Consider the following 10,511-nt stretch of genomic DNA (forward strand, 5'->3'; position numbering starts at 1 on the left):
ACGGGTGGGGCCATGATGCAAGGGTTCGCCCCTCCGCGCCCCCGTTGCAAGCGGCGCCGTCAGAGGAGCAGGCGCCGGGTGACCTCATCCAGCAGCAGCCGGCCGGCCCGCGTGGCCCGCAATCGCTGGGGATCGTCGGCGAGCATGCCCAGTTCGACAAGGCCCATGACCCGCTCGTCCTGCGGCGAAAGGCCCAGGACCGTGACCTCGGAATAGGCCAGGCCCGCATCGATGCGCAGGCCGCTCAGCACCCGCTCCTCGGCCTTCGCCACCGGATCCAGGGGCTCGACGGCGGCGAATCCGGCCCCTGATTCGCCGACCCGTGCGATGTAGTCGGCGGGGCGGGCCAGCCCCTCAAGGGCATGGCGAACCCCGCCCAGGGTGAGGCGGCCATGGGCGCCGGGGCCGATCCCGGCATAGTCCCAGCCCTGCCAGTAGACGAGATTGTGCCGCGCCCGGGCGGCCTCGCCGCGGGCATGGTTGGAGACTTCATAGGCCTCGAAGCCGGCCGCCTGCAGGATGTCCTGGGTGTCGTCGAAGAGGGCCGCGGCATGGTCCTCATCCGGCGGGACCAGCCGACCGCGGGCGAGCGCCCGGGCGAAGGCCGTGCCAGGCTCGATGGTCAGCTGGTAGGGCGAGATGTGCTCGGCCCCCGAGGCCAGGGCCTCGCCAAGCTCGGCGGCCCAGGCCGCGCGGGACTGGTCGGGCCGGGCATAGATCAGGTCGAGGGACAGTCGGGGAAAGAGATCGGCGGCCAGGGCCAGCGCCCGGCGGGCGGCCGCCGCGTCATGGTCGCGACCCAGGAAGGCGAGGGCGGCGTCGTCAAAGGACTGCACCCCCAGGGACAGGCGATTGACGCCTGCGGCGGCGAAGTCGGCGAAGCGACGGGCCTCGGCGTCGGTGGGATTGGCCTCCAGGCTGATCTCCAGGTCCGCATCGGCGCGCCACAGGCTGCGGGCGCGGGCGATGATGTCGGCCACCAGCTCGGGCGGGGCGAGGGAGGGCGTGCCGCCGCCGAAGAAGATGGACACCAGCCGCCGCGGCCCGGTGAGCGCGGCCTGGGCGGCGAGGTCGCTGAGCAGGGCGCCGGCCAAGTCCTGGGCTTCGCCTCCCCGTCCCCGGGCGCGATAGACGTTGAAGTCGCAATAGGGGCAGATGCGCGCGCAATAGGGCCAGTGCACATAGAGGCCCAGCGGCGGCGCCTCAGCGGTCAAAAGAGGGCGGCCTTGAGCTTGGCGAAGGCCCGGGCGCGGTGGCTCATGGCGTCCTTGGCGGCGGGATCCATCTCGCCGAAGGTTTCGTCCCGTCCGTCGGGCGCGAAGATGGGATCATAGCCAAAGCCCCGGTCGCCGCGGCCAGGAAAGACCAGCCGCCCGTCCACGCGGCCCTCCACCACAAGGGCCGGCCCTTCGTCGGGCCAGGCGACGGCGAGCGCGCAGGTGAAGAAGGCGCGGGCCTCGGAGACGCCCAGGACCGCCAGCCGTGTCTCCACCTCGTTCATGGCCAGGGTGAAATCCTTGTCCGGCCCGGCCCAGCGGGCGGAATAGACGCCGGGATCGCCGCCCAGGGCCTCGACGCTGAGGCCCGAATCGTCGGCCAGGGCCACCAGGCCGCTGGCGCGGGCCGCCGCCCTGGCCTTGAGCAGGGCGTTGCCCACGAAGGTGGTCTCGGTCTCCTCCGGCTCGGCCAGGCCGAGCGCGCCGGCGGTGACGATGTCGAACCGGTTCTCAAGAATGGCCGCCAGTTCCCGGGCCTTGCCGGGATTGTGGGTGGCCACCACCAGACGCGCGCCGGGGTCGAGCTTCAGGGTCAAGGGAGCCTCCGTCATGGTCTCATCCCGGCCGCCGGTCCGCGGGGGCATGATGCGAATTCCGTCCGGTCCCTTCGTGCTCTAGGTTGCCGCCTGCGTTCGGCGCAAGGCGGAAAGGGATAGCGCCCATGCGGGCCCTGGGACCCGGCTCGGTTTCGAGCTTCCTGAAGATCATTCTCGACGTGGTCTATATCTCCCTGTGGATCGGGCTCGGCGTGGTCGGCCTGCTTCTGCTGGCCGCCCTCCTGCTGGCGCTCAATCCCAGCCTGCTCGGGGATATCTCCCTGAGCGCCGGGGGCGAGGAGGTGACCCATCGCGGCCCGGTGGCGGTGTTGGGCCTGCTGGCGGCGGCCATCTACATGGCCGGCGTGCAGGTGATCGTCGCCCAGCTTCGCCGCATCTTCGGCGCCCTGACCGTGGGGGATCCCTTTCATCCGGAGAATGTCGGCCGCCTGCGGGTGGTAGGCCTCATCCTGGCCGGGCTGGAGCTTGGGCGATATGCGGTCTGGGGCCTGTCGGGCTGGCTCCTACCAGCCTCCAACACCGTGCAGCCGACGCTCAGCCTGACGGCCTGGTTCTCGGTGCTGGTGGTGTTCGTCCTGGCCGAGGTGTTCCGAGAGGGCGCCCGACTGCGCCGCGAAGCCGAACTGACCATCTGAAGGAGCCCGAAGGTCCCGTGCCCATCCGCGTGAGCCTCGACCGCGTTCTGCTGGAGCGCCGCATGTCCCTGACCGAGCTGGCCGACCGCGTGGGCGTGACGGTGGCCAATCTGTCGATCCTCAAGACCGGTCAGGCGCGCGCCATCCGCTTTTCGACTCTGGAGGCCCTGTGTCGGGAGCTGGACTGCCAGCCTGGCGACCTGATGAGCCATGAGCCGGGGCCGGCGGACCCCCGCGGCGCCGACGACTGACGCGAGGGCTGTTGCGCCGCAGCAACAGCCGCACCCATCCGTTGGTGCAGCGCAAAAATTCCGTCGCAAGACCTTGATGAACCAACCGCCCAGGCCTATGTGCACCGCAACATTGTTGCACTGCACACTGAAAGGGGCAGACATGTTTGCTGCGATCGAACGCTTCATCGCCCGTTGGATGGCCCCGCTGGCCCATGAACTGGCCCGCATGCCCGCCAGCGCCCAGCGCAACCTGCTGGTCGGCTTCTAAGACCCTTGATCGCCGGCGCGCCTGACGCGCCGTCGCCAAGGCCAGAACGGCCGGACGCTCGCGCGTCCGGCCGTTTTCGCGTTCAGGCCTCAGCCTCCGACAGCGGCGCGCTGGAGGGCGAAGAGCTCGTCCATCCCCTTGCGGGCCAGGCCGAACAGGGCCTCGAACTCGGCCTGGGTGAAGCCGCGCTTCTCGCCCGTGGCCTGGATCTCGACGATGTCGCCGCCGCCGGTCAGCACGAAGTTGGCGTCGGCCTCGGCGCTGGAATCCTCTTCGTAGTCCAGGTCGAGCACCGGCGTGTCCTGGTGCACGCCGCAACTGACCGCCGCCACCTGGTCGAGGATGGGATCGGCGGTGATCACGCCTTCGTCCATCAGGTATCGGGTGGCCAGACGCAGGGCGACCCAGGCGCCGGTGATGGCGGCCGTGCGGGTGCCGCCGTCGGCCTGGATGACGTCGCAGTCCACGGAGATCTGCCGCTCGCCCAGGGCCTTCATGTCGGTGATCGCCCGCAGGGAGCGGCCGATGAGGCGCTGAATCTCCTGAGTGCGGCCCGACTGCTTGCCCTGCGCGGCCTCACGACGGCCGCGGGTGTGGGTGGCCCGGGGCAGCATGCCGTACTCGGCCGTCACCCAGCCCTGACCGCGTCCGCGCAGGAAGGGCGGCACGCCTTCTTCCACGCTGGCGGTGACCAGCACCCGGGTGTGGCCGAAGCTCACCAGACAGGAGCCCTCGGCATAGCGATTGACGCCGGTTTCGAGGGTCACCGGGCGCAGCATGTCCGGCGCGCGTTGCGATGGGCGCATGGGCGGGGCCTTTCCTTTGGCAGGGACGCCCGCGGATGGGGCGGATATCGCCGACCTCTCTTGCACGGAGGCGGCGGGCGCTTATCCTAAAAACCGACCGGCCCGTCCATGGGCCGCCCACCTAGCTGCTGGCTCTGTCGCCGACCGTGACCACACCGCTGCTCTCCCGCGGGCCCTCGCTCGCCGAACTGGACGAGCGGGCGCGCGACATCTTCCGCCGGATCGTCGAAAGCTATCTCGACACCGGCGAGCCCGTGGGCTCGCGCACCCTCTCGCGGGGCGGGGTGTCCCTGTCGCCGGCCTCCATCCGCAACACCATGCAGGACCTGACCCAGCTCGGCCTGCTGGGCGCGCCCCATGTCAGCGCCGGACGCCTGCCCACCCATGCCGGCCTGCGGCTGTTCGTGGACGGCCTGCTGGAGGTGGGCGATGTGGGCGAGGACGAGCGGCGGATGATCGAAAGCCGGCTGCGCGTCCAGGGTCGCAGCTTCGAAGAGGCGCTGAACGAGGCCAGCGCCCTGCTGTCGGGGCTGGCCGGCGGGGCCGGCGTGGTGGTCACGCCCGTCCGCGAGGCCGAGGTCAAGCATGTGGAGTTCGTCGCCCTGGGCGGCGACCAGGCGCTGGCCATCATGGTCTTCGAGGACGGGGCGGTGGAGAACCGGCTGATGAGCCTGGGGGCCGGGGTGACGCCTTCGGCCCTGCAGGAGGCCTCCAACTTCCTCAACACCCGCCTGCGCGGCAAGACCCTGGACGACGCCCGCAGCGAGGTCAGCCTCGACCTGGACCGCGCCCGGCGCGAGCTGGACGAGAAGGCCGCCCGCCTGGTGGAGGACGGCCTGGCCGCCTGGGGCGGGGGCGAAGGCGCCGCCCGCGCGCTCATCGTCCGGGGCCGCGCCAACCTCCTGGGGGATCGCGACGCCCTGGAGGATCTGGAGCGGGTCCGGATGCTGTTCGATGATCTGGAACAGAAGGAACAGCTCATCGGCCTGCTGGACGGGGTCCGCGAGGCGCAAGGGGTGCGCATCTTCATCGGGGCGGAGACCCGGCTGTTTTCGCTTTCGGGTTCCTCCGTCATCGCCGCACCCTATATGACGGGCCGACAGAAGGTTCTGGGGGCCATCGGGGTCATCGGCCCGACCCGCCTGAACTACGCCCGGATCATCCCGTTGGTGGACTACACCGCCCGGGTGCTGGGCCAGGTGATGAATGCGTAAGGAAGAGACCATGTCCGACGATCACACGCCGGAAGAGACCGAAGCGGTGGCCGAGGCCGCCCTGGACGCCATCGAGGCCCTCAACGCCGAGAACGCGGCCCTGAAGGAACAGGTGCTGCGCTACGCCGCCGAGGCCGAGAACATCAAGCGCCGTGCCGAGCGCGAGGCCAATGACGCCCGCGCCTACGCCATCCAGAAGTTCGCCCGCGACCTGCTGGGCGCCGCCGACAATCTGGCAAGGGCCACCGCCGCCGCCCCCACCGCCGACGAGGACCCGGCGGTGAAGAACTTCGTCCTGGGCGTCGAAATGACCGAGAAGGCGCTGCAGAGCGCCTTTGAATCCAACGGCCTCAAGCGCGTCGATCCCGCCCGCGGGGAGAAGTTCGACCCCCATAAGCACCAGGCCATGATGGAGCAGCCCGCCGATGACGTCTCGGCCGGCGGCGTGCTGCAGGTGCTGCAGACCGGCTATGAGCTGTTCGGCCGCGTCGTTCGCCCGGCCATGGTGGTGGTGGCCGCCAAGGGCTCGGGCCCCGCAGCCGGTTCGCCCGGCGCGGACGGCGGCGGCGCCAACCCCTATGCGGCCGGCGAGGCTGAGGAAGCCGGCGGAGCCGTCGACACCAAGGCCTGAGCCGGATGCCCCCGGGCGCGCGCCGGGGGCTTTCGCGGGCGCGGCAAATGAGTAAAGTCGCAAGTCCCCTCCATCCGGGGGGCGCCGGCGAATCGCATCCCGGCGCACGGAGGTTCGGACCAGGTCATGAAGCTTACGATCGAACGGGCGGCGCTGATGAAGGCGCTGGGGCATGTGCAGAGCGCCGTGGAGCGCCGCAACACCATCCCGATCCTGTCCAATGTGCTGTTGTCGGCCGAAGGCGAGCGGCTGACCTTCTCGGCCACCGATCTTGACCTGGAGATCATCGACGAGGCGTTCGCCCAGGTGGACCAGCCTGGCCAGATCACGGCGCCGGCCCACACCCTCTATGAGATCGTCCGCAAGCTGCCCGAGGGCGCTGACGTCTCCCTGAGCTTCACCGGCGAGGATCCGCGCCTGACGGTTCAGGCCGGTCGTTCGCGCTTCAACCTGCCCGTCCTGCCGGCCGGCGACTTTCCGGTCATGTCCGCCGACGGCCTCTCGGGCCGGATCGGCGTGGACGTGAACGAGCTCATCCGCCTGATCGACAAGACCCGCTTCGCCATCTCCACCGAGGAGACGCGCTACTATCTGAACGGCCTCTATCTGCACGTCATCAATGACGGCGGCATCCAGAAGCTGCGCGCCGTGGCCACGGACGGTCACCGCCTGGCCCTGGCCGAAATGCCCGCCCCGGAAGGCTCGGTGGGCGCGCCCGGCGTGATCGTGCCCCGCAAGACCATCGGCGAGGCGCGCCGGCTGCTGGACGACGCCGGCGAGCAGATCGACCTGCAGCTGTCGCCCCAGAAGGTGCGGTTCGAACTGGGCGGAGCGGCGCTCACCTCCAAGGTGATCGACGGCTCCTTCCCCGACTACGCCCGGGTGATCCCCAAGGACAATGACCGCATCCTGCGGGTGGACAACAAGCTGTTCGCCAAGGCCGTGGACCGGGTGGCGACCATTTCGGCCGAGAAGAGCCGCTCGGTGCGCATGGCCATCGAGCCGGGCCGCATCATCCTGACCGTCCGCAACATGGAGGCGGGTCAGGCGGTGGAAGAGATCGAGGCCGACTATTCCGGCGAAGCCTTCGAACTGTCCTTCAACGCCCGCTACATCCTCGACGTCACCGAGCAGATCAGCGCCGAAGAGGCGGAGTTCCGATTCGGCGGCCCCAATGATCCGGCCCTGGTGCTCGATCCCGGCGACGGCGACGTGCAATACGTCCTGATGCCCCTGCGGGTCTGAGCGCGGGATTTTCCCGCCGGGTGCGAAACCGGCTATGAGGCGGCGTGACCCGCGCCGTCCTGACCCGCCTGACCCTGACCGACTTCCGCTCCTATGAGCGGGCGGAGATCGCCCTGGACGGGCGGCCGGTCTATCTGGCCGGCCCCAACGGGGCGGGAAAGACCAATCTGCTGGAAGCCGTCTCCCTGCTCACCGCCGGGCGGGGCCTGCGCGGCGCGGCCATCGCCGAGATCGGCCGGCGCCTGCCGGGCGAGACCCGCGGCCGGGCCTGGGCCGTGGCCGCCACGGTCGAGCTGGACGCCGAGCCCGTCCGGCTGGGGACGGGCCTGGAACAGCCGGCCTCGCCCCGCCGCTCGGTCCGCCTGGACGGCGAGGCCGTCCCCCCCGCCCGCCTGGCGGAGTTTCAGCGGCAGGTCTGGCTGACCCCGGCCCAGGACCGGCTGTTCCTGGAAGGCGCCTCTGAGCGCCGGCGGTTCTTCGACCGCCTGGTCTTCGCCGCCCGGCCGGGCCACGCCGCCCAGGCCAGCGCCTATGAGAAGGCCCAGCGCGAGCGGATGCGCCTGCTCACCGACGGCCCGGGCGACCCGGCCTGGCTCGCCGCCCTGGAGGCCCGGATGGGCGAGGCCGGCGCGCAGATGGCCCTGGCCCGCGCGGCCACCATGGCCGGCCTGCAGGCCGAGATCGACGAGCGCGGGGCGCGGCCCTTTCCCCAGGCGCGGTTGAGCCTGACTGGGGAGTGGGAGCAGATGGCCGCCGCCGGGACCGAGGCGCCGGAGATCGAGGTCCGCCTGACCCGCGCCCTGGCCGCGGCGCGCGAGCGGGACGCCGCGGCGGGCCGGGCGCTCACCGGGCCGCACCGGGGCGACCTGGCGGTGATCCACCTGGAAAAGGACCGGCCGGCGGCCGAATGCTCCACCGGGGAGCAGAAGGCCCTGATCCTGAACCTCGTCCTGGCCCAGGCGGCGAGACTTTCGCGTGCAGAATCAGCGCCAAACCCTATATTGTTGCTGGATGAAGTCGCAGCGCACCTGGACCGCCGTCGGCGGGGGGCTCTGTTCGACGAAATCGAGGCGCTCGGCCTGCAAGCCTTCCTGACCGGAACCGACGAGCACCTGTTCGAAGACCTTCGCGGCCGAGCCCAGGGCGTCCGTGTGGATGCTTCCGGCCTGGCCCCCATGGACGCGTAAGAAGACCCTATGAGCGACGAAACCCAAGGCGCCCCCCAAGGCCCCGGCGAGACCCCCCGCAGCAACGGCCAGGCCGAGTACGGGGCGGAATCCATCAAGGTGCTCAAGGGCCTGGATGCGGTGCGCAAGCGTCCGGGCATGTATATCGGCGACACCGACGACGGGTCGGGCCTGCACCACATGGTCTATGAGGTGGTGGACAACGCCATCGACGAGACCCTGGCCGGCTATGCCAGCCGGGTGGAGGTGATCCTGAACGGCGACGGCTCTGTGACCGTCACCGACGACGGCCGCGGCATTCCCGTCGACATGCACGAGGGCGAGGGCGTGTCGGCCGCCGAGGTCATCATGACCCAGCTGCACGCCGGCGGGAAGTTCGACCAGAACAGCTACAAGGTCTCCGGCGGTCTGCACGGGGTGGGCGTGTCGGTGGTCAACGCCCTGTCGGACTGGCTGAAGCTGAAGATCTATCGGGGCGGCAAGCGCCACGAGATGGAGTTCCGCCGGGGCGACGCCGTCTCGCCCCTGGTGGTCACGGGCGAGGCGCCCCTGCGTGACAACGGCGAGCCGCTGTCGGGCACGGAGGTCACCTTCTTTCCGTCCACCGAGACCTTCGCCTTCATCGAGTTCGACCGGAAGACCCTTGAGCACCGCCTTCGGGAGCTGGCCTTCCTGAATTCAGGGGTGACCATCTGGCTGAAGGACTTCCGCGGGGCCGAGCCCTTCGAGGAGGTGATGAGCTATGAGGGCGGCATCGAGGCCTTCGTGCGCCATCTGGACAAGGCCAAGACCCCGCTCATCCGCGACCCGATCGTCATCCGCGGACGTCGCGAGTCGGTGGAGCTGGACCTGTCGCTCTGGTGGAACGACGGCTTCCACGAGAACGTCCTGTGCTTCACCAACAACATTCCGCAGAAGGACGGCGGCACCCACCTGGCGGCCTTCCGTTCGTCTCTGACCCGGATCATCACGGGCTATGCGGAAAGCTCCGGCGCCACTAAGCGCGAAAAGGTCTCTCTGTCGGGCGAGGACGCCCGCGAAGGCCTGACCTGCGTGCTTTCGGTGAAGGTGCCCGACCCGAAATTCTCGTCCCAGACCAAGGACAAACTGGTCTCCTCCGAAGTCCGCCCGGCGGTGGAGGGGCTGGTGTCCGAAGGCCTGGCCACCTGGTTCGAGGAACATCCCAACGAGGCGCGGACCATCGTCCAGAAGATCGCCGAGGCCGCCGCCGCCCGGGAGGCTGCACGCAAGGCCCGCGAACTGACCCGCCGCAAGTCGGCGCTGGACATCACCTCCCTGCCCGGCAAGCTCGCCGACTGCTCGGAGAAGGACCCGGCCAAGTCGGAGCTGTTCATCGTCGAAGGCGATTCCGCCGGCGGCTCAGCCAAACAGGCCCGCAACCGCGACAATCAGGCGGTCCTGCCCCTGCGCGGCAAGATCCTGAATGTGGAGCGGGCGCGCTTCGACAAGATGCTGTCCTCCGACCAGATCGGCACCCTGATCACCGCCCTGGGGGCCGGGATCGGGCGGGAGGACTTCGACATCGAGAAGATCCGCTACCACAAGATCGTCATCATGACCGACGCCGATGTGGACGGGGCGCACATCCGCACCCTGCTGCTGACCTTCTTCTACCGGCAGATGCCGCAGGTGATCGAGCGCGGCTATCTCTATATCGCCCAGCCCCCGCTCTATAAGGCGGCCAAGGGCAAGTCGGCCCGCTACCTGAAGGACGATGCCGAGCTTGAGACCTTCCTGATCGATGAAGGCGTCGACGGCGCCGCCCTGACCCTTGGTTCGGGCGAACAGCTGGCCGGCGCCGACCTGCTGGCCCTGGTCCAGACCGCCCGTTCGGCCAAGGCCAATGTGGACCGCCTAGCCGCCCGCGCTCCGGCCTTCGCCATCGAGCAGGCGGCCCTGGCCGGGCTGTTGGGCGAGGACGGCGATCCCGCCGCCGCCGCCCAGCGGCTGAACCTCTATGCCGAAGAGGGCGACGGCCCCTGGAGCGGCGCGGCTGCGGCCACCGGCGGCTATGTCTTCACTCGCATGCGCCGCGGGGTGTCGGAGAGCATCGTGCTGGACGACCTCCTCCTGCACGCCGCCGACGCCCTGCGCCTGGCCGAGCGTTCCAAGCTGCTAGCCCAGACCTTCGAGACCCCGGCCCGGTTCCTGCGCCGGGACAAGGTCACCGAGGTGCGCGGGCCCCTGGACCTGTTCAACGCGGTCATGGAGGCCGGGCGGCGCGGCCTGTCCATCCAGCGTTACAAGGGCCTGGGCGAGATGAATCCCGACCAGCTGTGGGAGACCACCCTGGATGTCGAGGCCCGCACCCTGCTGCAGGTCAAGGTCAGCCATGCCGACGACGCCGACGACATGTTCACCCGCCTGATGGGCGACCTGGTGGAGCCCCGGCGGGAATTCATCCAGGACAACGCCCTGGACGCCGAGGTCGACGTCT

General features: G+C 70.0%; 10 protein-coding genes. 7 read left to right on the forward strand and 3 right to left on the reverse strand.

Annotation, left to right across the window (positions count from 1 at the left end; all coding sequences use genetic code 11):
* Positions 1-59 precede the first annotated feature (59 nt).
* Both hemW and rdgB read right to left on the reverse strand, forming a co-directional pair.
* On the reverse strand, positions 60-1,214 hold the full coding sequence (hemW, locus tag V7D28_RS06735; RefSeq protein WP_333586605.1) for a radical SAM family heme chaperone HemW: 1,155 nt from the start codon (positions 1,212-1,214) through the stop codon (positions 60-62).
* Positions 1,211-1,813, reverse strand: a complete 603-nt coding sequence (gene rdgB, locus V7D28_RS06740) for an RdgB/HAM1 family non-canonical purine NTP pyrophosphatase (protein ID WP_333586622.1) — start codon at positions 1,811-1,813, stop codon at positions 1,211-1,213. The genes hemW and rdgB overlap by 4 nt, the downstream gene beginning before the upstream one ends.
* 125 nt (positions 1,814-1,938) lie before the next feature.
* Between rdgB and V7D28_RS06745 the strand changes: the two genes are divergently transcribed.
* Together V7D28_RS06745 and V7D28_RS06750 are read left to right on the forward strand one after the other, a co-directional pair.
* Positions 1,939-2,469, forward strand: coding sequence for a DUF2975 domain-containing protein (locus V7D28_RS06745; RefSeq protein ID WP_333586606.1), 531 nt, complete (start codon positions 1,939-1,941; stop codon positions 2,467-2,469).
* Between the two features lie 17 nt (positions 2,470-2,486).
* Positions 2,487-2,720: a helix-turn-helix domain-containing protein gene (locus V7D28_RS06750; RefSeq protein ID WP_333586607.1), complete on the forward strand. Its 234-nt coding sequence runs from the start codon at positions 2,487-2,489 to the stop codon at positions 2,718-2,720.
* Positions 2,721-3,059: 339 nt separating this feature from the next.
* Here the strand turns inward: V7D28_RS06750 and rph are convergent, their stop codons facing one another.
* The gene (gene rph, locus V7D28_RS06755) at positions 3,060-3,776 is read right to left on the reverse strand and encodes a ribonuclease PH (RefSeq protein ID WP_333586608.1); all 717 of its coding nucleotides are present in this window, start codon (positions 3,774-3,776) and stop codon (positions 3,060-3,062) included.
* A 146-nt stretch (positions 3,777-3,922) separates the two neighbouring features.
* Here rph and hrcA point away from each other — a divergent pair, with 146 nt between their 5' ends.
* From hrcA to gyrB, 5 genes are all read left to right on the forward strand, one after another.
* Positions 3,923-4,990 carry a heat-inducible transcriptional repressor HrcA gene (gene hrcA, locus V7D28_RS06760; RefSeq protein ID WP_442957903.1) on the forward strand — a complete coding sequence of 356 codons (1,068 nt, stop codon included), beginning with the start codon at positions 3,923-3,925 and terminating at the stop codon, positions 4,988-4,990.
* Positions 4,991-5,000: 10 nt separating this feature from the next.
* On the forward strand, positions 5,001-5,621 hold the full coding sequence (grpE, locus tag V7D28_RS06765; protein ID WP_333586609.1) for a nucleotide exchange factor GrpE: 621 nt from the start codon (positions 5,001-5,003) through the stop codon (positions 5,619-5,621).
* A gap of 126 nt (positions 5,622-5,747) precedes the next feature.
* Positions 5,748-6,866 (forward strand): DNA polymerase III subunit beta, encoded by a 1,119-nt coding sequence (dnaN, locus tag V7D28_RS06770; protein WP_333586610.1) that lies wholly within the window; start codon positions 5,748-5,750, stop codon positions 6,864-6,866.
* 44 nt (positions 6,867-6,910) lie between these two features.
* Positions 6,911-8,053 carry a DNA replication/repair protein RecF gene (gene recF / locus V7D28_RS06775; RefSeq protein WP_333586611.1) on the forward strand — a complete coding sequence of 381 codons (1,143 nt, stop codon included), beginning with the start codon at positions 6,911-6,913 and terminating at the stop codon, positions 8,051-8,053.
* Between the two features lie 9 nt (positions 8,054-8,062).
* Positions 8,063-10,511: DNA topoisomerase (ATP-hydrolyzing) subunit B (gene gyrB, locus V7D28_RS06780; RefSeq protein WP_333586612.1), on the forward strand; the 2,449-nt coding region annotated here is incomplete at its 3' end.

This window comes from Phenylobacterium sp., from assembly GCF_036723115.1.
Classification (GTDB): domain Bacteria; phylum Pseudomonadota; class Alphaproteobacteria; order Caulobacterales; family Caulobacteraceae; genus Phenylobacterium.

Bases quoted from the DNA above. Each gene is read 5' to 3' on its own strand.
- V7D28_RS06745 (WP_333586606.1), top strand. From the start codon at position 1,939: ATGCGGGCCCTGGGACCCGGCTCGGTTTCGAGCTTCCTGAAGATCATT.
- rph (WP_333586608.1), bottom strand. From the start codon at position 3,776: ATGCGCCCATCGCAACGCGCGCCGGACATGCTGCGCCCGGTGACCCTC.
- grpE (WP_333586609.1), top strand. From the start codon at position 5,001: ATGTCCGACGATCACACGCCGGAAGAGACCGAAGCGGTGGCCGAGGCC.
- dnaN (WP_333586610.1), top strand. From the start codon at position 5,748: ATGAAGCTTACGATCGAACGGGCGGCGCTGATGAAGGCGCTGGGGCAT.